At 36.0% G+C, this 26,142-nt stretch carries 20 protein-coding genes; 14 read left to right on the top strand and 6 right to left on the bottom strand.

Annotation, left to right across the window (positions count from 1 at the left end; all coding sequences use genetic code 11):
* Positions 1–133: 133 nt before the first annotated feature.
* The 5 genes from LB076_RS02565 to LB076_RS02585 form a co-directional block, all read right to left on the bottom strand.
* The gene (locus tag LB076_RS02565) at positions 134–709 is read right to left on the bottom strand and encodes a peroxiredoxin family protein (protein WP_066334815.1); all 576 of its coding nucleotides are present in this window, start codon (positions 707–709) and stop codon (positions 134–136) included.
* Between the two features lie 62 nt (positions 710–771).
* A complete protein-coding gene (dnaE, locus tag LB076_RS02570; protein WP_066334817.1) occupies positions 772–5,298 on the bottom strand; it encodes a DNA polymerase III subunit alpha in 4,527 nt (1,508 codons plus the stop codon).
* Positions 5,299–5,498: 200 nt separating this feature from the next.
* A complete protein-coding gene (locus LB076_RS02575) occupies positions 5,499–7,826 on the bottom strand; it encodes a DUF2309 domain-containing protein (protein ID WP_066334819.1) in 2,328 nt (775 codons plus the stop codon).
* A 2-nt stretch (positions 7,827–7,828) separates the two neighbouring features.
* The gene (locus tag LB076_RS02580) at positions 7,829–9,262 is read right to left on the bottom strand and encodes a proton-conducting transporter transmembrane domain-containing protein (protein ID WP_066334821.1); all 1,434 of its coding nucleotides are present in this window, start codon (positions 9,260–9,262) and stop codon (positions 7,829–7,831) included.
* A gap of 10 nt (positions 9,263–9,272) precedes the next feature.
* Positions 9,273–9,590 (bottom strand): hypothetical protein, encoded by a 318-nt coding sequence (locus tag LB076_RS02585; RefSeq protein WP_141672831.1) that lies wholly within the window; start codon positions 9,588–9,590, stop codon positions 9,273–9,275.
* 658 nt (positions 9,591–10,248) lie between these two features.
* On the opposite strand from LB076_RS02585, the gene leuC reads away from it, so the two are divergent.
* The 9 genes from leuC to leuB all read left to right on the top strand — a co-directional run bounded on the left by leuC (position 10,249) and on the right by leuB (position 21,244).
* Complete coding sequence (gene leuC, locus LB076_RS02590; protein ID WP_066334824.1) at positions 10,249–11,643, top strand: 3-isopropylmalate dehydratase large subunit; 1,395 nt, start codon at positions 10,249–10,251, stop codon at positions 11,641–11,643.
* Between the two features lie 170 nt (positions 11,644–11,813).
* Complete coding sequence (gene leuD, locus LB076_RS02595) at positions 11,814–12,410, top strand: 3-isopropylmalate dehydratase small subunit (RefSeq protein ID WP_066334831.1); 597 nt, start codon at positions 11,814–11,816, stop codon at positions 12,408–12,410.
* 43 nt (positions 12,411–12,453) lie between these two features.
* Complete coding sequence (locus LB076_RS13820) at positions 12,454–12,615, top strand: hypothetical protein (protein ID WP_157776663.1); 162 nt, start codon at positions 12,454–12,456, stop codon at positions 12,613–12,615.
* A 42-nt stretch (positions 12,616–12,657) separates the two neighbouring features.
* A complete protein-coding gene (locus LB076_RS02600) occupies positions 12,658–14,175 on the top strand; it encodes an alpha-isopropylmalate synthase regulatory domain-containing protein (protein WP_066334834.1) in 1,518 nt (505 codons plus the stop codon).
* A 152-nt stretch (positions 14,176–14,327) separates the two neighbouring features.
* Positions 14,328–15,620 carry a M48 family metallopeptidase gene (locus LB076_RS02605; protein ID WP_066334836.1) on the top strand — a complete coding sequence of 431 codons (1,293 nt, stop codon included), beginning with the start codon at positions 14,328–14,330 and terminating at the stop codon, positions 15,618–15,620.
* Between the two features lie 10 nt (positions 15,621–15,630).
* The gene (locus LB076_RS02610) at positions 15,631–17,076 is read left to right on the top strand and encodes a DUF6770 family protein (RefSeq protein ID WP_066334837.1); all 1,446 of its coding nucleotides are present in this window, start codon (positions 15,631–15,633) and stop codon (positions 17,074–17,076) included.
* Between the two features lie 32 nt (positions 17,077–17,108).
* A complete protein-coding gene (locus LB076_RS02615) occupies positions 17,109–18,587 on the top strand; it encodes a DUF6770 family protein (RefSeq protein ID WP_066334840.1) in 1,479 nt (492 codons plus the stop codon).
* A gap of 32 nt (positions 18,588–18,619) precedes the next feature.
* Positions 18,620–20,089 (top strand): DUF6770 family protein, encoded by a 1,470-nt coding sequence (locus tag LB076_RS02620; RefSeq protein ID WP_066334847.1) that lies wholly within the window; start codon positions 18,620–18,622, stop codon positions 20,087–20,089.
* Positions 20,090–20,182: 93 nt separating this feature from the next.
* Positions 20,183–21,244: a 3-isopropylmalate dehydrogenase gene (leuB, locus tag LB076_RS02625; RefSeq protein ID WP_066334849.1), complete on the top strand. Its 1,062-nt coding sequence runs from the start codon at positions 20,183–20,185 to the stop codon at positions 21,242–21,244.
* 59 nt (positions 21,245–21,303) lie between these two features.
* On the opposite strand, the gene LB076_RS02630 is transcribed toward leuB, so the two are convergent.
* Positions 21,304–21,663 carry an RNA-binding regulator gene (locus LB076_RS02630; protein WP_066334851.1) on the bottom strand — a complete coding sequence of 120 codons (360 nt, stop codon included), beginning with the start codon at positions 21,661–21,663 and terminating at the stop codon, positions 21,304–21,306.
* A gap of 466 nt (positions 21,664–22,129) precedes the next feature.
* On the opposite strand from LB076_RS02630, the gene LB076_RS02635 reads away from it, so the two are divergent.
* The 5 genes from LB076_RS02635 to LB076_RS02655 all read left to right on the top strand — a co-directional run bounded on the left by LB076_RS02635 (position 22,130) and on the right by LB076_RS02655 (position 25,941).
* The gene (locus tag LB076_RS02635) at positions 22,130–22,669 is read left to right on the top strand and encodes a 30S ribosomal protein S16 (protein WP_066334854.1); all 540 of its coding nucleotides are present in this window, start codon (positions 22,130–22,132) and stop codon (positions 22,667–22,669) included.
* Between the two features lie 14 nt (positions 22,670–22,683).
* Positions 22,684–23,208 (top strand): ribosome maturation factor RimM, encoded by a 525-nt coding sequence (gene rimM / locus LB076_RS02640; protein WP_066334857.1) that lies wholly within the window; start codon positions 22,684–22,686, stop codon positions 23,206–23,208.
* Between the two features lie 139 nt (positions 23,209–23,347).
* Complete coding sequence (locus tag LB076_RS02645; RefSeq protein ID WP_066334860.1) at positions 23,348–24,010, top strand: tRNA1(Val) (adenine(37)-N6)-methyltransferase; 663 nt, start codon at positions 23,348–23,350, stop codon at positions 24,008–24,010.
* 220 nt (positions 24,011–24,230) lie between these two features.
* The gene (locus tag LB076_RS02650; protein WP_066334861.1) at positions 24,231–25,409 is read left to right on the top strand and encodes an acyl-CoA dehydrogenase family protein; all 1,179 of its coding nucleotides are present in this window, start codon (positions 24,231–24,233) and stop codon (positions 25,407–25,409) included.
* Between the two features lie 205 nt (positions 25,410–25,614).
* Entirely contained in the window at positions 25,615–25,941 is a 327-nt protein-coding gene (locus LB076_RS02655) for a virulence RhuM family protein (RefSeq protein WP_066334862.1), read from the top strand.
* Positions 25,942–26,142: the final 201 nt, after the last annotated feature.

The raw sequence follows: 26,142 nt of genomic DNA on the forward strand, positions 1-26,142 counted from the left end.
TTTTTTGTACAAAAACCCTTCATAAAGCCATACCTCTGCTTATTGCATGGCTAAAAATACGTTTTTTTGTTACATAAACCCAACAAAACTGCATTAAATACTCTTAAATAGAATTTTTAATTGTTGCATAGGGTCACAAATTTTTTAATACCGCCAATAGCAATTCTCCTTTAAGCCGTGTGGTATACTTTGGATTAAGATACATAAAGGCTATCTCTCGCTTATCATCCACAACATAAACGGTTGGTACGGGCAAAAACCCGGGATTTTTACCCTCAGAATAGCGGTCTAGTTTTGGTTTGTCTTTCTTAAATGCTACTCCTATGGCTTGTGCAAATTTTCCTTCACTATCCGAATACAAGGCATAATTAATACCTCCTTCCGAGATGGTTTCTTTTAAAAAACTTGGCGCATCGGGGCTTACCGCAACAATTTTGTAGCCTAAATTAATAATTTGAGATTCAATGGTCTGCATGTCCATAAGTTGGGTACTGCAATAAGGACACCAACCACCACGATAAACAAGCAGTACGGTTTTTTGTGCAAACACCTCTTTGCTGGAAATAGATTTACCTTCAGGGTCGGTAAGTTCTATTACCGGAATTTTTTCTCCTATTAATAATGGACTTATATCTTCTGCTCTTTGGGCGATCTGGGCTTGCACATGAAGTGCCAAGGAGAAAAACAGTAGTGCTATTCTTTTTTTCATGGTTTTATTTTTTAGTGAAAACGATACTTCTAAATGCTTTGTTTTCCCGTTGAGGAGTATTCTTAATTGAGTTTAAAATTGATTTGCATTTTTTCGAGCGCCATCAAAAGTGGTTTGGATATATTTATTTTCAGACGTCTGCTTGGCATACTCAATTTAGTAACTACTTTTATTTCTTCGATTTCGTTTACGGTAACTACTCCAGAGACTTCAGAATCTGAAGCATCTTCATCAGGCATTAGGTCGTTGTCTTGCGTATCTGGTCCCGAAATTTTTTCGGTAACTAGTTTTTTTGTTTTCTCTAATTCCATCACTTCAAAGGCAACTTGATTATCGCCTTTGTATTCTTGAAACAAATGGTTTAGTTGTTGTATAAATTCGGGATCTAGATCTTTTATGTTTAACAAAACAACTAGTTTTTTGGCAAAATCATCCAACACATCCTGTAGGTATTGTACCAACATAAACTGTATTCGGGGATCGCTCTTTTTGCCGGTATCTTGATTGACCCAACCTTCTTTTACCAAAACCTTCATAAAGGTAAAGTTGTTTTGTATAAAAAAATGTCGAAATTTTAAATACTCTTCTCCAAAAATCTTAAACTCATAACTTTCATCATAGCCCTCTAGGGTAAATATCCCCCATCCTTTTCCGTTTTTGGCTACCCGATGCTGTACGTTGTTAATGATGCCGCCAAAACTTAGGTTTTTGCCTACGTAGAACTCTAGGTTTTTAAGCGCTTCGAGTTTGGCATTACAAAAATATTTCATTTCAAATTTGTAATCGTCTAGAGGATGTCCCGAAATATAAATCCCTACAACTTCTTTCTCTTTGGCTAGTTTTTCCATGGTGCTCCAATCTTCGCACGGGGGCACCACGGGTTCTTCTATTTGTACGTTACTAGACTCGCCAAACAAACTTACCTGCGAGCTGTTTTCATTTTCCTGAAATTTAGCACCATATTTAATCGCTTTTTCGTAAAAAGTAATGCCATCTCCGTCATCATGAAAATATTGGGAACGCAACGTGCCTTCAAAAGAGTCAAAGCCTCCTGCAAGTATTAGGTTTTCTAAGGCTTTTTTGTTGGCTGCACGCAAATCAATGCGTTTGGTTAAATCAAAGACCGATTTGTAATGGCCGTCTTTTCTGTTTTCTACAATAGTATTCACGGCTCCTTGTCCTACGCCTTTGATGGCTCCCATCCCAAAACGAACTGCATAGGCATCATTTACAGTAAACTTATAGTACGATTCATTCACATCTGGACCCAAAACCTGCAATCCCATACGCTTGCATTCTTCCATAAAAAAAGTAACTTGTTTGATGTCACTCATGTTATTGGACAGTACCGCTGCCATATATTCGGCTGGATAATGTGCTTTTAGGTAAGCCGTTTGGTAGGCAATCCAGGCATAACAGGTAGAGTGCGATTTATTGAAGGCGTAACTCGCAAATGCTTCCCAGTCTTTCCAAATTTTTTCCAGAACTTTGGCATCATGCCCTTTGGCAGCGGCTTGTTCTACAAACTTTGGTTTCATTTTATCTAGAACCTCTTTTTGTTTTTTACCCATCGCCTTACGCAAAACATCGGCTTCTCCCTTGGTGAAATCTGCCAAGGATTGAGACAAAAGCATCACCTGCTCTTGGTAAACCGTAATTCCGTAGGTTTCGCCCAGGTATTCTTCGCAGGCATCCAAATCGTATTTGATTTCTTCTTCTCCGTTTTTTCTGCGTACAAAAGAAGGAATATACTCTAATGGTCCCGGACGATACAAGGCATTCATGGCAATTAAATCTCCAAATACTGTAGGCTTTAAATCCTTCATGTATTTTTGCATTCCGGGAGATTCGTACTGAAAAATCCCTACGGTTTCTCCACGCTGAAAAAGTTCGTATGTTTTTGGATCATCAATAGGAAACGTATCCGGGTCTAAATCGATATTGCTTCGGTATTTTACCAGCTTGACTGTATCTTTAATAAGTGTAAGGGTTTTTAAACCCAAAAAGTCCATCTTTAATAATCCCGCACTCTCGGCCACCGAGTTATCAAATTGGGTAACATATAAATCCGAATCTTTGGCAGTAGTTACCGGAACAAAATTGGTAATATCCGATGGGGTAATGATTACTCCACAGGCATGAATACCGGTATTACGCATGGAGCCTTCCAGAATTTTAGCCTGTTGGATGGTTTCGCCGGCTAACTCGTCTGAGTTGGCTATGGCAATGAGTTCTTTTACGTTTTCAAATTCATCAGAACGTAGGGCTTTTTTGACATCGTCTTCGTTCTCGGATATAAAGCGAGCCAAATTCCACTTAGAAGGCATCATTGCCGGGATCAATTTGGCAATTCTATCGGCTTCAAATAAAGGCAAATCTAGCACACGTGCGGTATCTCGAATGGCAGACTTTGTAGCCATTTTACCATAGGTGATAATTTGGGCTACTTGATTGGCACCATATTTTTTGATAACATAATCCATCACACGACCGCGACCTTCGTCATCAAAGTCAATATCAATATCGGGCATGGAAACTCGATCCGGATTCAAAAAACGCTCAAAAAGTAAATCGTATTTTATAGGGTCAATATTGGTAATTTTTAAACAATAAGCAACCGCAGATCCTGCAGCAGAACCACGACCAGGGCCAACAGAAACATCCATTTCTCTAGCCTTAGCGATAAAATCTTGTACAATCAAGAAATACCCTGGATACCCCGAGTTAGAAATGGTCAATAACTCAAAATCCAATCGCTCTTGGATGGACTCGGTTATTTCGCCATACCGCTTTTTGGCTCCTTCTATAGTTAGGTGTCTTAGATACGCATTTTCTCCCCTTACGCCATTATCCACTTCGTCTTCGGGGTTTACAAATTCTGGCGGGATATCGTATTTTGGAAGCAACACATCCCGATAAAGCGAGTAAATTTCTACCTTATCTACAATTTCTTGAATATTACTAATGGCCTCTGGCAAATCTGCAAAGAGTTTTTTCATCTCCTCGCCCGATTTGTAATAATATTCTTGGTTGGGCAATCCGTAACGATATCCTCGACCACGACCTATGGGGGTTGCTTGTTTTTCGCCGTCTTTTACACACAATAAAATATCGTGTGCATTGGCATCTTCTTTCTTTAAATAGTAGCTGTTATTGGTTGCAATTATTTTTATCTGATGCTTTTTGGCAAATGCAATCAAGGTTTTGTTCACTCGGTTTTCGTCCTCTTGGTTGTGGCGCATGATTTCGAGATAAAAATCGGAGCCAAATTGGTTTTTCCACCAAACCAATGCTTCTTCGGCTTGGTTTTCGCCAATATTTAAAATCTTAGCCGGAATTTCTCCATATAAATTTCCAGAGAGCACCATCAGATCCTCTTTGTACTTTTCGACTATTTTTTTATCAATTCGGGGTACATAGTAAAATCCATCAATATTAGCTATTGACGACATTTTGGCCAGATTATGGTAGCCTACTTTGTTTTTGGCCAGCAATACCACTTGGTAGCCGTTGTCTTTTTTGGTTTTATCCAAATGGTTTTCGCAAATATTGAACGTGCAACCAACTATGGGTTTGATTTCGGTTTCGGTTGCTTCTTGACCACTTTCTACCAAGGTTTTATTTTTGGCGGAAGCTGCTTTATTATGGTTCATAATGGCGCTCACAAAATGGAAAGCGCCCATCATGTTTGCGGTATCCGTCATGGCAACAGCCGGAAAACCATTTTTGGCCGTAGCCGAAACTAGGGGCCCAATGCCAATGGTAGATTGTAAAACCGAAAATTGGGTATGGTTGTGTAAATGCGCAAATTTGGCCTCTGCTAACACTTTTGTATTCTCTAAAAGTTCGTCTTTAGAGATTTTAACACTTCCTTTTTCGCCAAATTGTTGCCGGATTTTATCCGAGGCTTGTTTTAAATTGATGTGTTTTAATCCAATGAGCTGGATTTCTGTTGGGTTTTTATCTTGAAATTCCTTAAAATAGCTGGCCGGAACATCTAATTCTTCTTTGGTAAAACGTTCTCTACGTAGTAATTCTAAAAAACATCGGGTAGTTGCCTCCACATCGGCAGTGGCATTGTGCGCTTCAGAAAATGGTTTGTTAAATAAATATTGGTGTAGCTCTGTAAGGGTAGGCAACTTAAATTTGCCTCCTCGACCTCCGGGTAATTGCAATAGTTTTGCCGTAACCTCTGTACAAGTATCCAGCACAGGCATGGTAGCCATAGGAGACTCCACCCCCATCCGATGCAACTCAGCGCCCATAATATTTATATCAAAACCTAGATTTTGACCCACAATGTATTTAGCCTTGCTCAAGGCTTCATTAAATTTCTCCAAAACGGCAGCAAGAGGTATTCCTTCGGCGGCAGCTAACTCGGTGGATATTCCGTGGATACGTTCGGCATCGTACGGAATATTAAAGCCTTCGGGCTGAACCAAATAATCTTGGTGCTCGATGAGTTTTCCCATCGCATCGTGCAACTGCCACGCAATTTGTATGCAACGAGGCCAATTGTCTGAATCCGTAATGGGTGCATCCCAACGTTTTGGCAATCCTGTGGTTTCGGTATCAAATATTAAGTACATAGCTGTTAATCAATTGGTTGTATTTTGCTAAAAAAGCAAAAAAGGAATTTCAAATTTAGTCTTTTTTTACTTAAAGGAAAGCCAAGTTATCAACAAAAAAACACAGAAAACTGCTTTGTATTACTGGAAACAGCTTTCTGTTTTTATAAATTCGTAATTGATTAAACAACCATCCTCTGCATGGCATTTTGTGTTTTAGGTTAGTCAGATGCCGCAACCCAGTTTAAATCTTGTTGGTATTTTAAAATCTTGTTGTCTGCCAAAGGATCCATCACCAGTAGATAAATCCATTGGTTATCTAGCAGGTTTTTAAGATGTTTATTTCTAGACAAAATTGCAGTAACAGTAGATATTGGCGCTTGGATCATTACCGATAATCGTAAGGGTTGGTGGTACATTTCTTCGTCTGAATTGTTTACAGACTGCAGTGGAAGCCCTGCTTTTATGTCGCCTCCATTGCCTTGGACTACTCCAAATTTTCCGGTTACATTCTGTGTTATTTTTGAACCACTACCAAAAATATCGTTGTCAACTGTCGAAAAGTAGTAGTGATTATTAATCCATTGGGCTACCACCATTGGCCCTTGCATAATGCCTTCTAGGGCTGTGCCTTTGAGGTCGGTTTTCCAGTTATAGGAATGAAGAAAACAACGGCCGTCTAAGTTTTTATCTTTAGTTAAATTTCTTGGTCCTACAATAAATCCAGCATTTTTTGCCAGCCCCCATTCAGGTCGTGTTTCTCCCCAATTGTTTGCTTTTTTGTGTGCCAAAGCAACGCTGTCTTTTCTGCCTAGTCTTTCTTGCGTAGCCGATTTTTGTGTTGCGACTAAACTTGTTTTTAACTTTTGCAATACTTCTGTGTGCGAGGCAGGAACTTCTGAGTCAAACAATACAATTGCATCTGTAGTTGTGTTGTGTTCGGCTCCTATAAAAACAGTTGTAGCAGGGATAACAATGCCAAAATCTCGGTTTAGTGCTTGTTTTACTGCTTTCATGTTGGCCAATTTAGCAAGCATTCTGGCGTTGTGTCTCCCCGGACTTGCAGCGCAAGCCCCACAATCTAAACTAGATGCAAAGGCATTGTTTGCCGAATGGCTTCCGTGGCCTGCAAAAACAATTAGTGGCGCAAATTGCTCCCATCCTAGCAAATCAAATGCAGATTTGACGATAGCAACTTTTTCTTCCAATGGAATAGGTAGCTCTACGTCCTCATGATTGCAACTAGTTTTGATTTGAGGCTCCATTATAGACTCTAATTCGCCTTCGTTTTTATTATTTTTTGGATACAAATAGCCCGGCAAAAGCGTTTTGGTTAATAATGAAATTCCGTAAAAAACACCCGATCCTTCTACATACCCAAAGGCAGACGGAAGCATGTTTTTCATTCTTTTTAGAAAAAAGTTTTTAAATTCTAGCTGTTTGTTTTGCCGTTGGTAGTGTGCCAATTTTTCTGATTGATTGGTTTGTGCCACCTCAGACACCTGGTAGGCAGAGTTCACAATAGGAGGGCAGGATTTGCGAGTAGTACCGTCCTTTATACTTTTATAATCCATTGCGATGCCAAAAAAACCAGCATAGCCAAAAGTTTCATACGGTCCATTTTTTTCGATATGTCTTCTAATTAATTCGGATCGTGTATCAATGCAAAACACTAATTGCGCCTCTGGACTCTCTTTATTGGTTACTGAAATTTGGTTTGTTATTTGGTGGTTTTCCAAGAGTTGAACAAGGCCATTTTGCCAACTTTGATCCCAAGCTTTCAGCCAGATACCTTGCAGTTTTGATACGTTATTAGGGCTTGATTGAGCCACTGTTTTAGGCACTATGGCTGTTCCAGTTTTTTGAGCAATCCATAATCTTACAGCCAAATAATCCTGCAAGTCAACCGGATATTTTTCTTGCCATAAGGAGTTGGATTCGCTTCTATATTTGATATATCCAGTCCATCCTGGTAGTGCAGCCAAATGGTGCGTGAAGATTTTTGTTATTTCTGCCTCGGTGTAGTTGTTTAAAATAGTATTTAAAGTCTCGCTGCTTGTAGTTGGAATTTCAGCAATACCAGTTTTAGGAAGATCGGTATCGTAAATAGCAAGTTTTCGCCATGCGTTGTAAAAACCTTCCCTTTTGTTAGGCATTTCCCATTCGGCTAAACCTTCGTCCATAAAAGCTGCAAGCAATTTTGCTATAATGGTGTCTAGGGCATGCGCCTTGTTTGCACGCTTTTTTGGCGGAACCGCTTTCATTTGGTTCAAGTAAAACTCAGGAGACTCCGTTAGCTGGTTTTCTTGCAATAACTTTACAAGTGTCTTTTTGTTTATTTCTCCATTATTCCAAGCTTGACTAAAAACAGCCGTTTCAGGAAAAACTTTAGCGTTAAGCATCCTTTTAGCTTCAGCTACAGCTTCTTCAAATGGCATTTGCTCGTATCCTGATAATGGGTTTGAGGTAACAAAGGAGTATAGGGGCCAGGTTTTTCCAATACTCTTTGCTGCTTCTGCAATACTTTTTTTAATACTGGAATGGATCATACTTATTTGGATTTAGATAGCAAAATAGTTCTTTTGGCAGGTTGTGAGAGGTTTAGTAACGTCATGTATAGGTGCGGGTATTTGCGATATATTCCTAATTTCATGATAAAGAAACCTACAAGAAATACGACTCCAAATCCAATTTCTATTGTTGTTAGCGATTGTGGGGCAGCAATCATCGGCATGCTTTGCATCAAACTAGTTATGCAGTTGTACACCAATGCGTAGGAGACTATTCCGATGCTAAATAAAAGTATCGGCAAATAGATTTTTTGCAAAGAACTAAGGCTTTTTTCTTTTAGAATAGTATGCGTTACTTGTCCAACCGTAATGGCAACAATCAAAGTCAAGAAGATGCCGCTATTAACAGCTATTACTTTACCGGTCAGAATATTGAAAAGATACGCGCCTATCATTCCAAAAAGTAAAACCAGTAGTGCTTGCCAAGGTTTGGTTTTAATATTTTTTGGCTTGGTCGGTTTTACCATCCCAATCTCTTCATTTGCAGATAAAAAAAGCTGTGCTTTATAAAACCCATGAAGAATTAAATGCACTACCGCAGCATTAAAAAAACCAAGTCCACATTGCATAATCATAAAACCCATTTGTGCAATGGTTGAACAAGCCAATCTTTGTTTCACATTTACCTGAAGTAATTTGGTAAATTGGGCAAGTACTGCAGTCAATCCTCCAATGACAAAAAGAATGCTAAGCGTGTTTGAAGCCACTAAAACTGTTGAGAATAACGTTAGTAAAATTCCAGATCCATTTACAAATCCTGCATGCATCAAAGCAGAAGCTGGTGTAGGCGCTGTCATGGCCGAAAGTAACCAACGGTGGAACGGATAAATAGCGGACTGTATGAGTGCCGCCATGATAATGCACAATGCTGCAAAAAAAGTCCTCTGCTGAGGGACCGTATTTATTTGAGAAGTGATCCCACTTAGTGTGAAATCTTGGAGCTGAAAAGCAAGCAACAAAACCCCTATACTCAAAAAAATACTTCCGGAAACAAAATACTTCAAAGCAAATCGTGAAGCTTCTTTGGCTTCTTCCCATCGAGAATCACTACCTATTAATTGCGACATAAAAATTCCCATAGCCATCCACATGGCCAATAACAAGAACACATTGTTTGCCATCACAAAAATCATGATAGTAATTGTAAAACCAAGGCAAAGCAAAGAGAATTTGGTGTGGTATTTAAACCCTTTTAAATACTGGATTGCATAAGTACTCAGTAGAGCACTAAAAAAAGTTACCAAATTCCAGATCAACAAGGTAAATCCGTTGATTTTAAGTATGTTTCCTAGCTGTAGTTCGGGTATAAATGGATAGGCGTAGACTAGATAAATACTGTTTAGTAAGAAAAAAAACCATAGAAGATAGTTTATAATCCGGTTGGTCAATTGTTGCGATAGATTTTTTGATGGCATTGTTCTATTTTTAAGAGTGACTAGTTACCAAAGCGATCTCCAGAAGGCCGTTGATCGTTACCTTTGTTTGTAAACCTTTGGCGGTATTGACGAAGTTTTTGACCAATTGTTTGTCATTTTCGAGTGCTTGGATCCGGTCGTCTATCTCTTTTAAATTGCTTTTATGGTTTAGTTCCCATTTTTGTAATCTTTGCTTTTGGTGAAAATTTATTTTTTGGTCCAGTAAAGCCATTACAACTTCCAAAGCTTCGGAAGGAGTAAAAATACCTTTTATCAATGGAATGTTTTGCGAGGATTTACTCAGTTGCATTTGTGTCTCTAAATTCATGGTAGTCATTTTTAAAAGTTTTGTTTTTAAATCTGAGGCAAATTTAGAACGACAAATTCATTTATTTTTATTTATATTTATTATACTATACATAAGGATTATTTATGCATTATAAAATTTTTTGAAGCACTCAAGATCTAGTTTAATTTGGTGTTGCATTGAGAGATAAATGGCAACGTTTTGTTCCAATTTAGTTTCAAAACAAACCATATGTATTTTTGGATGTCGTAATAATTATTCTTAATAAATACCGCAAAACACGATGGTAAAACAACCCTAAAAACCACTTTAACTCCCTATTTGACTTAAGTGAATTTAAAGAATTATTACGAACTATCCCTGCTTATAATCTAAAAATACCTGGTTTTTTACTAAAAAATTAAAAAAAACACAACAAAACCAACAACTTATTAAAAACTAAAAAAAACAGCCAAACTCTAAATTATAATTACAAATACGGTTTTTTTTAATTTCTACTTGTGTAGTAGAAATAACCCATAGTATAAACAAGTCTACATTGGTGTACGTAATTTCATTTTGGGTATCGTATAAAACAAAATATCAAAACCGGTTCTAGAGATCTTTTTTTTACATTCGCCTACCTATTATTATTGCCCCAAATGTTGGAGTAATAAAATTACAATTAAAAAACATTAAAATGAGTAAGACATTATTTGACAAAGTATGGGATGCACACGTGGTACGCAAAATTGAAGATGGACCGGATGTGTTTTTTATTGATCGTCATTTCATACACGAAGTTACTAGTCCTGTTGCCTTTTTGGGATTAAAAAATAGAGGTGTTTCTGTTTTATACCCAGAACGCACCTTTGCCACAGCAGATCACAATACCCCTACAATTAACCAACATTTGCCAGTTGAAGATGCTTTATCGGCAAATCAATTGAAAGCTCTAGAAGATAATGCTGCAGAATACGGTATTTCGCACTGGGGATTAGGGGATCCTAAAAACGGAATCGTGCATGTAATAGGTCCTGAAAATGGGATTACCTTACCGGGTGCTACTATTGTTTGTGGAGATTCACATACTTCAACGCATGGTGCTTTTGGAGCAATTGCTTTTGGAATTGGAACCTCTGAGGTGGAGATGGTTTTAGCTACACAGTGTATCATGCAACCAAAACCTAAGAAAATGCGCATCAATGTTAATGGTGCTCTTAGTAAAGGTGTAAGCCCGAAAGATGTAGCCTTACACATAATTGCACAGTCTACCACCTCTGGGGGCACAGGATATTTTGTTGAATATGCTGGAGATGTTTTTACCAACATGAGTATGGAAGGCCGTATGACGGTTTGCAATATGAGTATCGAAATGGGTGCTCGTGGAGGAATAATTGCTCCGGACCAAAAAACATTCGATTTCCTTGAAGGTAGATTATATGCTCCAAAAGGAGAAGAATGGACTAAAGCAGTTGCTTATTGGAAAACATTAAAAACAGATCCAGATGCCGTTTTTGATGCCGAAATAAACATCGATGCCGCAACTATTGAGCCAATGATCACCTACGGAACCAATCCTGGAATGGGAATTGGTATTTCTAAAAAAATCCCGAACGCTAATCAAGTTCAAGGCGGTGCAGCAAGTTATAAAAAATCCCTAGCTTATATGGGCTTTGAAGAAGAAGACACCATGATAGGAAAACCAATTGACTTTGTTTTCTTAGGTAGTTGCACCAACGGACGTATTGAAGATTTTAGAGCCTTTACCGAAATTGTAAAAGGGCGTAAAAAAGCTGCTAACGTTACGGCTTGGTTAGTTCCTGGCTCTCATGTTGTTGAAGCACAAATTAAAGAAGAGGGTTTATTAGACACCTTAACCGAAGCCGGTTTTGTATTGCGTCAACCCGGATGTTCTGCTTGTTTGGCAATGAATGATGACAAAGTTCCTGCCGGAAAATATGCCGTTAGTACCTCCAACAGAAACTTTGAAGGACGCCAAGGTCCAGGTTCTAGAACCCTGTTAGCCTCGCCAATTATGGCAGCAGCAGCAGCAGTTACCGGAAAACTAACCGATCCGCGAGAGCTTTTTTAAAGAAGTTCCCATTTAGGCAAAAACATATTGGCTAATCTAAGGATGGTGTAAAATAATTATTTTTAGAACACAGACCCAAAAATTAATAGAAAAATCAAAATAGGCTCCTAGTCTTTAGTTCGTGGCAACAAGTCAAAAATTAAAAACACAAAGCCAAAAGCAATACAAATATGGCATACGACAAATTTAACATCCTTACCAGTAGTGCAGTGCCACTACCGATAGAAAATATAGACACAGACCAAATAATTCCTGCCCGTTTTTTAAAAGCCACAAAACGAGAAGCCTTTGGAGACAACCTCTTTAGAGACTGGCGCTACCATACAGACAACACTCTCAAAAAAGATTTTGTTCTAAACGATGCTACCTATAGCGGCAAAATATTAGTGGGCGGAAAAAACTTTGGCTCCGGCTCTTCTAGAGAACACGCAGCTTGGGCGGTCTATGATTATGGCTTTCGGGTAGTTGTGTCTAGTTTTTTTGCAGACATTTTTAAAGGAAATTGTTTGAACGTAGGAGTATTACCCGTACAAATAAGTCCCGAGTTTGCACAAAACATTTTCAATGCTATTGAGGCAGATCCAAAAACAGAATTAGAAATTAATCTTCCCGAACAAACCATTACCCTTAAGGCTACGGGCCAAAAAGAATCTTTTGCCATCAACGGCTACAAAAAGAACAATATGTTGCATGGCTTTGATGACATTGACTATTTACAAAACATTAAAGAAGACATTGTCACTTTTGCTGAAAAGCAACTTATTTAAACCTTAAAACAAACCGCTTACTATTGACCTGTTTGCTTTGTGAATGAAATTTGAACCAAATACCTTAACCGACTTTGATTCCCTTTTTGAATTTTATGGTTTAGGAGTTGCTTATCAAAAAACAAATTCAAGAAACATTGGATGTGGTTTTGATTTTTTAGGAGGGATCACCCTGAGTTTGTTTCAAATAAAAACAGAATACTAGCCGCACGATGGCAACCATAACTATTGGCTTAGATATAAAATAATGGAGAAAAGAAAAATTGAAATAATGGACACGACGCTTCGTGATGGGGAACAAACCTCAGGAGTGTCATTTTCTGCCGCAGAAAAACTAACCATTGCACAATTATTATTAGAAGAGTTGAATGTGGACCGTATTGAAATTGCATCGGCACGAGTGAGTGAAGGCGAATTTCAAGGGGTAAAAGGAATTATGTCTTGGGCAAAAGAAAAAGGATATACAAACCGTGTTGAAGTATTAACCTTTGTTGATGGTGGTCTTTCTATAGAATGGATGAAAAAAAGTGGTGCAAAAGTTCAAAATTTATTGACAAAAGGTTCTTTAAACCACCTTACACACCAACTAAAGAAAACACCAGAACAGCATTTTTATGAAATTGCAAAAACAATTAGTCTTGCAAAAGAAAACAATATTGAAACAAACGTTTATCTTGAAGATTGGAGTAACGGCATGCGCAATTCTCCAGAATATGTATTTCAATATCTTGATTTTATTGTTACACAGCCCGTAAAAAGAGTTTTACTCCCAGATACACTAGGAGTGCTTATCCCTGAGCATACTTTTGAGTATTTATCAAAAATTACAACTAAATATCCAGGTATTCATTTTGACTTTCATGCTCATAATGATTATGACTTAAGTATTGCTAACGTAATGGAAGCGCTTAAGGCAGGAGTTCATGGTTTACACGTAACTGTAAACGGAATGGGAGAACGTGCTGGAAACGCTCCTCTTGAAAGTACCGTTGCTGTAATCAATGATTTCATGCCAGAGATCGAAATTAATGTAAAAGAACCTTCTTTATACAAAGTTAGTAAGTTGGTCGAAGCATTTACAGGATATCGAATCCCTGCTAATAAACCCATTGTAGGAGATAATGTGTTTACTCAAACAGCAGGTATTCATGCCGATGGGGACACTAAAAACAATTTGTATTTTAACGATTTATTACCAGAACGCTTTGGAAGAAAAAGGCAATATGCTTTAGGCAAGACATCTGGAAAGGCGAATATCGAAAAAAATCTTCAAGAACTTGGTTTACAACTGAATCCAGAAGATATAAAGTTAGTTACGCAAAGAATCATTGCGTTAGGAGACAAAAAAGAAACGGTAACCAAAGAAGACCTTCCTTATATTATCTCAGATGTTTTACACAGTAAAATTTTTGAAGAGAAAATTATAGTAGAATCCTATATTTTATCCCATGCCAAAGGAATGCGTCCTTCAACAACGCTATGTTTAAAAATGGATGGTGAACTAATTGAAGAGCACGCACAAGGAGACGGGCAATTTGATGCTTTTATGAATGCGTTAAGCAAAATTTACAAAAGCAAGAACTTAGAATTACCTAAATTAATAGATTATGCAGTTCGTATCCCGCCAGGAAGTAGCTCCGATGCATTATGCGAAACCGTGATCACTTGGACCAACAATGCAAAAGAATTCAAAACTAGAGGACTCGATTCAGATCAAACTGTTGCTGCCATTATTGCTACGCAAAAAATGTTGAATGTGGTATAAATAGGTCTGCTTATTTCTTAAAATTAACTTGATATCCCCATAGTGTATTCAATTTATAGTCTTTGGGGGATATCTATTTTAAAAACAAATTAAAATACCAACAACCGACATTGAAGTTTTCTTACATTTGTGTTGTTAAATTAATTATCTATATGAAGCCTCTTCTTGTTAAAATTTTATTGTTTTCGTTTTTTGTAATTCACGGACAAACTTATAAACCTTATGACACTATATCTTTTAGCAAAAGAAAAGAGGTCTTAAAAGAATTCGAAAGCAGACACGAAAAAAAAATAAAAGAAATAAAAAAGGAATTTTCTGGAAAAATAAGTAAAGACATTGTTGCAATACATACTCAACAATTTGAAGATTTTTCTAAAACAGTAAACAACAAAACCCTATATTTTGATGATAAACTACAAGAGTATGCACAAAAAATACAAAGAGAAATTGTAGCTAGCAACCCTAGTTTGGCAAACCAAAACATTAAAATTTATTTTTCTAGAAGCCCAGAACCTAATGCATACAGTATTGGCGATGGTACAATACTATTCAATCTAGAATTACTCAAATATATTGAAGATGAGGCCGAAATTGGGTTTGTTTTTTGTCATGAAATAGCACATTATTTATTAAACCATAGAGATAAAAGCATTCAAAAGAAAGTGCTTTTACAAAATACAAAAGAATATTTAAGTGCCGAAAAAGACATCAAAAGATCCAAATTCAATAGACAAGTTAAATCAGAGAAAATTGCCAAAGAACTGATTTATTCTAGGAAAAGCAAGTCTCGATCTCATGAATTTGAAGCAGACTCACTTGGCGTGCACTATTTTAAAAAAACACATTACAACAATAATTCGATTATAAAACTGCTCGACCACCTGTCTGTTTCAGACATTGAGAAGGATAGTTTGCCCAAAGCTTCTTACCCCAAAAATTTTACGACCAAAAATCAAAAATTCATCAAAGAATGGACTCATATGGAAGATTTTTCAAAATACAGTTATCTAAAAGAGAATAGCTTTAAATGGAATATTGACTCCTTAAAAACACACCCCAATTGTGACCAACGTATTGAGAGGGTTAAAAAAGAAATTAAAGGCAACGTTAAAGATTTTTATGTTGACAAAGCATTTTTTACGACTTTAAAAAAGAATATTTATTATGAGCAAGTTTTTAATAATTACTATTTAAAAAATTACGGCCTAAGTTTATATGATGCTTTAAAGTTAAAAGAGAAAGACCCAAAAAATGTTTTTTTGAAAGAAATGATTACTCATGATTTTGAAGAATTGGCAAAAGCAAAAAAGGAATTAAAATTAAATACTTACATCCCTCTGATTAATCCAAACGAACACACCCAAAGTCAGCAATACTTTTTGGGTTTTATGACAAATTTAACCCAAACAGAACTACAACAATTGGCAGCAGATTATAAAAATTAACAAACAACCAATGAAAAAAACGATTCTATTTTTGTTATTATTTACATCCCTTAGTCGAGCACAAAGCTATACTGTACTAAACAATACTGCTGGAGAGTTAGAAAGATTCTCCCCAATTTATGATCACGAAACGCTTTATGGTTATGTAGAAGTGCGTAAGATGAATGTTGACGAAAATTTGAAAAACACATTCAAATACACCGTTTTAGACAAAAACTTTAATTCCATTTGTGTGGGCGAACTTACAGACCAAGCTTCTAAGTCAAAACGATACCTAAAAGTCTTAGATGTTAATTATGCCAATGGATATTTGCTTTTTGATTTAGTAGAATATGCCAAGAGCGGTGGACAAGAATCTGTTTTTTTGCCAAAAACGTACCAAGTTGTTGATTTGAAAAACAATGTTGTAATCAATAAAGGAGTTCCTATTAATGAGGTGTATTATAATCCTATTTATTCATCTACTTATTCATTAGATAAAACAGGTTTTTTGGCGGTAAATGGAGAGCGCACTATTAAAAATTTCATGGTAAAAACCGTGCCTTTTTGTGCTCTTAGTACCAAAGGGGAGAAAATTTGGGAATATCAAAATCCTCGAAAGTATGAAAAAGCAGTGAATTATTATTCTCTAAAAAGTTATACTGAAAATTATATTGTGTTGTATAACTTTTTTAGAAACGGAAGTCGAAATGAAGTCTTACAAGCAAATGTTGTCGTTTTAGATGCTAAAACAGGTAAAGAATTAGTATACCACCCCCTTGAGAGTGAGTATACCGTTGACTGTGAATATGCCTTTACAGATGAAGATAAATTATATATTGGCGGGAAGTTTTTAAAAAAAAACAAAGATAATTACCCCCATTTTAAAGAGTCCTTAGGTATTTTTCAAAAAGTTATTGATTTGAAAACCAATGCCATTATTAGAGATTCATATAGAAAAAATGAATCCTATAAAGATATAAAAATTAGTGAAGACGGAAGAGTTAGTGGAGATGGCTTTTTAAAATATCAAAAATGCAATCTAAATCCTGATGGAACTTTTTTTGTCTTAGCAGAATCTTTTCGAATAACTCAAACAGGGAAGAATTACACTCAGTTATATACTTTTTTGATGGATAAGGATTTTAATTCGGTTAAAACAACAGAATATAATGTCAAATCAACAATGGGTTATAAATATTATTTTTCACAGCGAATAGCTAATAAAATGGGACGTGCTTATTTCTTCTTTGATAAAAATGACAATAGTAACCTCGAACTTAACATTCTAAATCACTATTATAAATCAAAAAAAGAAACAATTCAAAAAATGCCTTTAACCAATAAAGAGAGTAGTATTAATGTATTTCCAGCTAAAGAAGGTTATGTAGGAATTGCAGAATACTTCAAAGATCCTAAAAAAGAAGGAAAGTATATGGAAATACGTTTAGAAAAACTGAACTTTGAGCGCGAATAAACCTAAAAAAATTAATTCTTGAATACGTATTTATGAAAAAAACTCTTTTAATATTACTCTTTATAGTTCAATTTAGTTTTGGACAATCCTATACGATCCTCAATCAGGCTGAGGGCCGAATAATGGCTTTTCAACCTCTTTATGATAATTACGATTTATTTGGCTACATCGAATTAAGGGAAATGAATATTGACGAAAATTTTAACGTAACGTGCAAGTATACTGTTTTGGATAAGAATATGAACAGATTAACTACGGGAGAATTTAGTCTAAAAAAATTAAATGATAAACAATATAATTTACATGTGAAAGATCTAAATTATGCAAATGGAGTTATTCGAGTTGATTTCTTTCACAGATACAAATATAGCCCTCACACCATGGATATACCTATTTCAAGAGAGGTCCAAGTATATGCAATGTTTAATATAAAAACAAATGAGGTAATTTCAAGTAGAGCTACTAATCCAGACATAATTGAAACTACCTTTAAATTCTCAAAAAAAGATGTTACAACATATGATGCTTTTTCATTGGATAGCACTGGATTTTTAATTTGTGAAAACAAAAGAAAGGAAAGTAAAAAAGATCCTATCAATCAAAAATTTTATGCAATAAATGGCATTGACAAAAAAATCTGGGAATTTAACGGATCAAAAGTAGTAAAAAACCATTTTTTAAATTATGCAGTAGCTTATTATGATTCGGATTATATAATTTTAAAAGGATGGTTAAGTAAGGGAAACAAAAAAAATGATTTACACTATTTAATTCTAGACTCTAAAACCGGAAAAGAAATATATTTTTCTAAAATTCCTATTAATTATACACACAAATACAACTATGCTTTCGTACGTGAACATAAAGCCTATTTAGGAGGAAAATATTATAAAAAAGATAAAAATGAATTCACTGACTACGATGAGTCTTTAGGTATTTTTCAACATATCTTTGATTTGAAATTAAACATAGACCTTGTAAGTAAATATGTGCCCTACGATCAATTTAAAGACATATCAATTAACAAAAATGGAAAAGTGAGAGGAGAAGGGTTTATAGATTTTAAACGAACAAACATCAATCCAGACGGAACTTTTTTCATACTAGCGGAATCTTACTGGGAAAAAACGCAATATCGAGCTTATAACCAATTGTATACTTTTAGAATGGACAAAGATTTTAATCCCATAAAAACCAGCGAATACGACGTAAAAAGAACTAGAGGGTACAAGTACGATTTCTCACAGCGCTTGCCTGACAAATCAGGTAGAGCTTATTTCTTTTTTGATAAAAATGATGCTAAAGACTTAGAATTAAACATAATAAATTATTACTTCAAATCTAAAAAAGAAGTAATTCAGAAAATAGCTATCAATAATGACAAAAGTGCTATTAGTATATTTCCCGCTAAAGAAGGTTATGTAGGAATTGCAGAATACTTCAAAGATCCTAAAAAAGAAGGAAAATATATGGAAATACGTTTGGAAAAACTGAACTTTGAGCGCGAATAAACCTAAAAAATTTAATTTTTGAATACGTATTTATGAAAAAAACTCTTTTAATATTACTCTTTATAGTTCAATTTAGTTTTGGACAATCCTACTCTGTGTTAAATCAGGCAGAAGGAAAAGCAGTGGCTTTTGTGCCAATAGTTGAAAACAAAGAACTATTTGGTTATGTAGAATTACGGGAAATGAATACGGATGAAAACTTGAATGTAACCTTTAAGTATGTCATTTTAGACAAAAACATGAATCAAATTTGTACCGGTGAATTTGTCGAAAAAAAATTAAACCATTCAACGTATACTCCAGAAAAACTAGGTTTATACTATGTTGTTTATACTAAAGGCTTTCTCCGATTCAATTTCAGAATTGTAAATTCTACTACTGGCAAGAGTTCGTTCCTTACTTACAAGGTTTTGAATATAAATAGTAATAAAATAGTGAGTAGCGGTATTTATAATCCCGAAATAAAAGAGGTTTCATCTGATAACGCCAAAAAGGATAAAACCGATTATTTCAGTTGCCCTTTGCATGAGACAGGATTCTTGATTTATGGACATAAAGATGAAAAAGACAAAAGGGATGCAGATGATTATGAAATGTACGCCGTCAATACTAATAATGAAAAAATCTGGGAATATAAAAATTCAATACCTTTAAAAAAGGAAGATTCCCAAATTTATTCCATACATAATTATAATTCTAAATATATAGTATTGCGAGGAGACGTTACCAGTAAAAGTGGAATGAGAATTACTCATTTTGTTGTTTTAGACATCAAGACTGGCAAACAACTTTTTTACACTGAAATCCCAGCGCATTATACCCATTCTTTTGAAGATGTTTTAATACAAGATGATAGATTATATTTAATGGGAAGGTATTTTGAAAAAGTTAAAGGAGGTCTTTATGAATATGATAAATCATTGGGGATTTTTCAATTTGTTTTTGATCTTAAATCTCAATCAATATATAAAGAGAAGTATCTTTCTTATGATAAATTTCTGGACATAAAAATGAACAAATATGGAAAAATAAAAGGAGAAGGATTTTTAAATTTTAATGATTTTTATGTTAATCCAGATGGTTCAACTTTTATAATTTCAGAATCTTTTTTTCAAAAAGGTTTAAATCGAGACTATACACAGTTATATACCTTTACATTAGATAGCAATTTTGATCCAGTAAAAACCAATGTGTATGATGTTAAAACTAGCAAAGAGAGTAAGTTTAAATTCTCACAATATTTACCAAATAAAATAGGTAGGGCTTATTTCTTTTTTGACAAAACCGACAATAGTAATTTAGAGCTAAACATCGTTAATTATTATTTTAAATCTAAAAAAGAAGAAATTAGTAAGCTAACCTACAACACCAACAAAAGCACTATTTCAATTTTTCGAGCTAAAGAAGGCTATGTCGGAATTGCAGAATACTTCAAGGACACTAAAAAAGACGGAAAATACATGGAGATCCGTTTGGAAAAATTAAATTATGAAAGAGAGTAATACCTCTTTCTCGTAAAATTTTCTCAATAAAGATTTTCCTTAAAAAAGACAATTATACTTAAATTTAAACAGCTTACTAAACACTAAAAAACCATGAAATTAAATATAGCCCTTTTAGCAGGAGACGGAATTGGACCCGAAGTGATCCAGGAAGCCGTAAAGGTTTCAGATGCCATAGCCAAAAGATTTAACCACCAAATCACCTGGATACCAGCACTCACAGGAGCTTGCGCCATTGATGCCGTTGGTGTTCCTTATCCGGACGAAACACATGAAATATGCATGAAAGCCGATGCAGTTTTATTTGGCGCAATCGGACACCCAAAATACGACAACGATCCTGCTGCAAAAGTTAGACCTGAGCAAGGATTATTACTAATGCGTAAAAAACTAGGTTTGTTTGCCAATGTGCGCCCAACCTTTACTTTTGCGTCCTTAATTGACAATTCGCCTCTAAAAAGAGAACGTATTGAAGGAACCGATTTGGTTTTTTTGAGAGAACTAACCGGCGGAATATACTTTGGAGAAAAAGGAAGAAGAGACGGTGGAGAAACCGCCTTTGACAACTGTGTGTACACTAGAGCCGAAGTACAACGTTTGGCTAAAAAAGGGTTCGAACTAGCCATGACGCGATCCAAAAGATTGTGTTGCGTAGACAAAGCTAACGTACTAGAAACCTCTCGTTTGTGGAGAGAAACCGTTCAAGCTATGGAAAAAGACTACCCCGAAGTAGCCGTTAGTTATGAATTTGTAGATGCCGTTGCCATGCGATTAGTACAATGGCCAAACTCCTATGATGTATTAATTACAGAAAATTTATTTGGAGACATTTTGACCGATGAAGCTTCGGTAATTTCGGGATCCATGGGATTGATGCCTTCTGCCTCTGTGGGAGAACACACCTCATTATACGAACCCATTCACGGATCGTATCCGCAAGCAACCGGATTGAATATCGCCAACCCATTGGCAACAATTCTATCTGCAGCAATGATGTTTGAAGATGCTTTTGGACTAATCGAAGAAGCAAAAGCCATTAGAGCCGTAGTCAATCAATCTTTAGAACAAGCAATTGTAACCCAAGATTTGGTTGCAAAAGGAGCCACAGCCTACAGCACTAGTGCCGTTGGAGATTGGTTAGCTGCTAACTTATAATAAACAAAAAAGGGAACAATATACATTGTTCCCTTTTTTTATAGTTGTTAAAAAGAATATTAATATCCTCCTCTGTTTCCACCTCCACGGTTGTCTCCACCACGGCTGTTTCCACCACCATAACCACCACGAGAGTCTCCTCCACGGTTGTTATTAAAACTTCTTCTTTCTCCTTCTGGTTTTGGTTCAGATTTGTTAACCACAATTGCACGTCCTTGAACAGTAGCTCCGTTCAATTCGTCAATCGCTTTTTGAGCATCGTCATCATTTGGCATCTCAACAAAACCAAATCCTTTACTTCTTCCTGTAAATTTATCTGTGATAATTTTAACTGAATCAACTGCTCCGTAAGCCTCGAAAGACTCTCTTAAATCTGCTTCCTCAATACTGAATGGAAGGCTTCCAACAAAAATATTCATATGTACTTATTTATAATATGCAACAAATGTAGTCTTATTTTTTTTCTAATACACTATATATTAGCTAATTTATGATTTTATTTTGATTTAAAATCTATTTTAGAGCCTTTCCGAGCCAATACCAACCAAATTAGACCTAAATAACACCCAAAAACTTCTGCAGCCTTTCGGCAAAATTGCCCCAGAAGAAATCCTAAATTCTCAAAAACAACTCTGCTCACTCTGACAACATCTCACTTGCAAAGCCTTCGTTTTTGCGCCAAGCTACCTTTAATAGGTTTGCTATTTAAAAAAAAACTCTAAAACATCTTAAAAAGAGTCTTTTAAAACAAAAAAAGACACTTCAAAGCCTGGAAAAAAAAGCCAAATAAAATACTAAATTAGCATTAGTATTTACCAATAAAAAAAGTATCTTTGCACCCTTAATTAATCGAGGTCGAGTACCTCAAATTTAATCCTATAGATTATGTCAGTAAAAATTAGATTACAAAGACACGGTAAAAAAGGAAAACCTTTTTACTGGGTAGTAGCAGCAGATGCTCGTTCAAAAAGAGATGGTAAATACCTAGAAAAAATTGGTACCTACAACCCTAACACGAACCCAGCAACTATTGACTTAAATGTAGACTGTGCCGTAAAATGGTTAAACAACGGTGCACAACCTACCGATACTGCAAAAGCAATTCTTTCTTACAAAGGCGTTTTGTTAAAGCACCATCTTGAAGGAGGTATCCGTAAAGGAGCCTTAACTCAAGAGCAAGCGGATGCAAAATTTGCAACATGGTTAGACGCAAAAACAGGAAAAGTAGATGCTAAAAAAGACGGCTTGTCTAAAGTACAAGCAGACGCAAAAGCAAAAGCTTTTAAAGCAGAACAAGATGTGAACGCAAAACGTTTAGCAGCTGCCGCTCAAGCAGAAGCAGACGCTATTGCTGCTGCAGCTCCTGCCGCTGAAGAAGTAGAAGCTCCTGCTGCCGAAGAAAACAATGAAGAAACTCAAGCATAATTTAAAAAGCGACGATGCGTAAAGAAGATTGTTTCTATTTAGGTAAAATCGCCAAAAAATTCAGCTTCAAAGGGGAAGTACTGGCTTATTTAGACACGGACGAACCTGAGTTGTACGAAAATCTGGAATCAGTGTTTGTGGAATGCTACAAACACTTGGTTCCTTATTTTATAGAATCCAGTGCACTACACAAAAATGACTTTCTTCGCATTCAGTTTGAAGATGTTGCCTCCGAAGCAGATGCAGAAGCGCTCTTGGGTAATGATCTCTACTTACCTCTAAAAATGCTACCAAAACTCACTGGTAACAAATTTTATTTTCATGAGGTGATTGGTTTTGAGATTGAAGACAAAAGGCTCGGTATTGTGGGCGAAATTCAATCCATAAACGACACCACCGCCCAACCTTTATTTGAGGTTAACAAAGACGGTATTGAAATTTTTATTCCAATGATTGATCCTTTTCTAATTAGCATTGATAGAGAAAACAAAAAAATAATTATGGATCTTCCGGAAGGATTGATCGAGATGTATCTCTAAAAATATTCTCACTACTATCTACACAACCATTCAGGGAAGTAGTAAAACCCAAAGCTCAAATGGTAGAATTAGTTTAAAAATTAATAGTTTGGCACAATTCTGTTTTAAACAATTTTCTGTACAACAAGACCAATGCGCCATGAAAATTGGCACTGACGGCGTTTTACTTGGTGCCTGGACTCCGCTACAAAACAACCCTTTTAGTATTTTAGACATCGGTACCGGCACCGGAATAATCGCATTAATGCTTGCGCAAAGAAGCCATGCCGAACAAATTGATGCCCTAGAGATTGATGCACAAGCCTATGAACAAGCAGTGGATAATTTTGAAAACGCTCCTTGGAACGACCGCTTATTTTGCTTTCATGCTGGTTTAGATGAATTTATTGAAGAACCAGAAGAAGAATACGACTTAATAGTTTCTAACCCTCCTTTTTATAGCGAAGACTACAAAACGCAAAACCAAGCAAGAGACCTTGCCCGATTTCAGGATGCCATGCCATTGGAACAAGTAGCCGAAGCAGCTGATTTATTACTTTCAGAAAATGGTGTTTTTGCCATTATCCTTCCTTTTAAAGAAGAACAACAATTCCTTAAAATTGCCGCTCATTTTGAATTATACCCTTTTAAAATCACTCGTGTAAAAGGAACTCCCAACGCAGAAATAAAACGTAGCTTGTTGGCTTTTAGCCGAAAGGAAGCTGCAACAATTTTTGCCGACGAATTAACCATCGAAACAGCAAGACACGTCTACACCCCAGAATACATCCAATTGACCAAAGATTTTTACTTGAAGATGTAAAATTACTTTAGATGCTCGTTTTGCGGTTCCTACAAAATCCTTCGCTGCGGTATTTTTATCCAGCACAATCCAAAAATTAGCCTTAACCCTGTTTGCCATTAAATAATTAAACCAATCCTGCTGGTTTTGTTATATTTCTTTGCGTAAATTTGTTTAGCACTTAAATCCTTTTAAAGGTCTGAGCCCGCCAAGTGCCAATAACATCCAAAAAAGAAGCATTATGAAACCCGATTTATTTCAATCTCCAGACTATTACAACCTAGACAGTTTATTAACCCCCGAACATATATTAATCCGGGACACTGCGCGTGCTTGGGTCAAAAAAGAAGTATCTCCAATAATTGAAGATTTTGCTCAAAATGCCGAGTTTCCGAAACAAATCATCAAAGGATTGGGCGAAATTGGTGGCTTTGGCCCCTATATTCCTGTAGAATATGGCGGAGCTGGTCTAGATCAAATTTCTTACGGACTAATTATGCAAGAGATAGAACGTGGAGATTCTGGTATTCGTTCTACGGCATCTGTCCAATCTTCCTTAGTAATGTATCCTATATGGAAATACGGAAACGAGCAACAAAAAGCAAAATACCTTCCTAAACTAGCAACCGGAGAACTTGTCGGTTGTTTTGGATTAACCGAACCCGATCATGGATCCGATCCCGCAAGCATGGTAACCCATTTTGAAGACAAAGGAGACCATTATCTATTGAACGGTGCCAAAATGTGGATTTCCAATGCGCCATTTGCAGACCTCGCCATAGTATGGGCAAAAAACAAAGAAGGAAGAATCCACGGATTAATAGTAGAACGTGGCATGAAGGGTTTCACTACACCAGAAACCCACAACAAATGGTCCTTGCGCACCTCATCAACAGGAGAGCTAATTTTTGACAATGTAAAAGTCCCTAAAGAAAATTTGTTACCTAACAAATCTGGCCTTGGCGCACCACTTGGTTGCTTAGACTCCGCCCGATACGGCATTGCTTGGGGAGCAATTGGAGCCGCAATGGATTGTTATGACACCGCACTGAGATATGCAAAAGAACGGGTCCAATTTGGCAAACCCATAGCCGGAACCCAATTACAACAAAAAAAGCTAGCCGAGATGATTACCGAAATCACCAAAGCACAGCTCCTAACTTGGCGATTGGGCGTGCTCAAAAACGAAAACAAAGCTACAACAGCACAAATCTCCATGGCCAAAAGAAACAATGTAGCCATGGCAATTACTATTGCCCGCGAAGCGAGACAAATATTGGGTGGTATGGGGATTACGGGAGAATTTTCAATCATGCGACACATGATGAACCTGGAGTCTGTAATTACTTATGAAGGAACGCATGACATCCATTTATTAATCACGGGTATGGATATTACCGGAATTCCAGCTTTCAAATAACGGCATACCGGAAACTTGAATATGCAATTAAGCTACATCAATAGTACCAATTTAAGATAAAAAAATCAGTTTAAACAATCCTACTTTTATTCCAAAACTACATAGATTAATGTTCTTTAACAATGTTGTTCTATTTTAAACAACTTAATGAATTTAAAGACACATACTTTTTAGTAGTACCTTAAAGCAAATAAAATCTAATATCGTGAGTGAATCAACACCAAATAACAATAATTTTGTCTTATATACTGCTCCAAATGGCAGTATTAAAATAGAAGCTTATATTCAAGAGGAAACTATTTGGCTTACACAACAGAAAATAGCAGATTTATTTGAGGTAGACAGAACGGTAGTGACTAAACACTTGAAAAATATTTATCAAGAGAATGAATTACAAAAAGAGTCAACAAGTGCAAAATTTGCACAAGTTCAAACAGAAGGTAGCAGAGAAGTAAAACGTAACATTGAATACTACAATTTAGTAACAACTATTATCCTGATTTTATACTTTACACTCAAAAAAGAAATCTAGTATTAATTGAAACTAAAGGTGATTTTCTTGATAATGATGATAGTAAGGCAAAAAATGTTTTAGGCAAAAAATGGGCTGAAAAATCAGGTGAAAACTTTAAATACTTTATGGTTTTTGAAAGTAAAAATGTAGATGGTTCTTATACAGCTAAAAATGTTTTAGATATTATTGGGGCGTTGTAAACACTTAACATTAGAAACA

The sequence above is a fragment of the Flavobacterium crassostreae genome (genome assembly GCF_001831475.1).
Classification (GTDB): Bacteria; Bacteroidota; Bacteroidia; order Flavobacteriales; family Flavobacteriaceae; genus Flavobacterium; species Flavobacterium crassostreae.

Excerpts from the sequence above, each read along its gene's own strand:
- LB076_RS02580 (WP_066334821.1), bottom strand. The coding sequence starts at position 9,262 with ATGCCATCAAAAAATCTATCGCAACAATTGACCAACCGGATTATAAAC.
- LB076_RS13820 (WP_157776663.1), top strand. The coding sequence starts at position 12,454 with ATGAAATTTGAACCAAATACCTTAACCGACTTTGATTCCCTTTTTGAA.
- LB076_RS02630 (WP_066334851.1), bottom strand. The coding sequence starts at position 21,663 with ATGAATATTTTTGTTGGAAGCCTTCCATTCAGTATTGAGGAAGCAGAT.
- LB076_RS02605 (WP_066334836.1), top strand. The coding sequence starts at position 14,328 with ATGAAGCCTCTTCTTGTTAAAATTTTATTGTTTTCGTTTTTTGTAATT.
- LB076_RS02610 (WP_066334837.1), top strand. The coding sequence starts at position 15,631 with ATGAAAAAAACGATTCTATTTTTGTTATTATTTACATCCCTTAGTCGA.
- leuC (WP_066334824.1), top strand. The coding sequence starts at position 10,249 with ATGAGTAAGACATTATTTGACAAAGTATGGGATGCACACGTGGTACGC.
- dnaE (WP_066334817.1), bottom strand. The coding sequence starts at position 5,298 with ATGTACTTAATATTTGATACCGAAACCACAGGATTGCCAAAACGTTGG.
- LB076_RS02650 (WP_066334861.1), top strand. The coding sequence starts at position 24,231 with ATGAAACCCGATTTATTTCAATCTCCAGACTATTACAACCTAGACAGT.
- LB076_RS02575 (WP_066334819.1), bottom strand. The coding sequence starts at position 7,826 with ATGATCCATTCCAGTATTAAAAAAAGTATTGCAGAAGCAGCAAAGAGT.
- leuD (WP_066334831.1), top strand. The coding sequence starts at position 11,814 with ATGGCATACGACAAATTTAACATCCTTACCAGTAGTGCAGTGCCACTA.
- rimM (WP_066334857.1), top strand. The coding sequence starts at position 22,684 with ATGCGTAAAGAAGATTGTTTCTATTTAGGTAAAATCGCCAAAAAATTC.
- LB076_RS02645 (WP_066334860.1), top strand. The coding sequence starts at position 23,348 with ATGAAAATTGGCACTGACGGCGTTTTACTTGGTGCCTGGACTCCGCTA.
- LB076_RS02635 (WP_066334854.1), top strand. The coding sequence starts at position 22,130 with ATGTCAGTAAAAATTAGATTACAAAGACACGGTAAAAAAGGAAAACCT.
- LB076_RS02565 (WP_066334815.1), bottom strand. The coding sequence starts at position 709 with ATGAAAAAAAGAATAGCACTACTGTTTTTCTCCTTGGCACTTCATGTG.
- LB076_RS02585 (WP_141672831.1), bottom strand. The coding sequence starts at position 9,590 with ATGAATTTAGAGACACAAATGCAACTGAGTAAATCCTCGCAAAACATT.
- LB076_RS02600 (WP_066334834.1), top strand. The coding sequence starts at position 12,658 with ATGGAGAAAAGAAAAATTGAAATAATGGACACGACGCTTCGTGATGGG.
- LB076_RS02615 (WP_066334840.1), top strand. The coding sequence starts at position 17,109 with ATGAAAAAAACTCTTTTAATATTACTCTTTATAGTTCAATTTAGTTTT.
- LB076_RS02620 (WP_066334847.1), top strand. The coding sequence starts at position 18,620 with ATGAAAAAAACTCTTTTAATATTACTCTTTATAGTTCAATTTAGTTTT.
- leuB (WP_066334849.1), top strand. The coding sequence starts at position 20,183 with ATGAAATTAAATATAGCCCTTTTAGCAGGAGACGGAATTGGACCCGAA.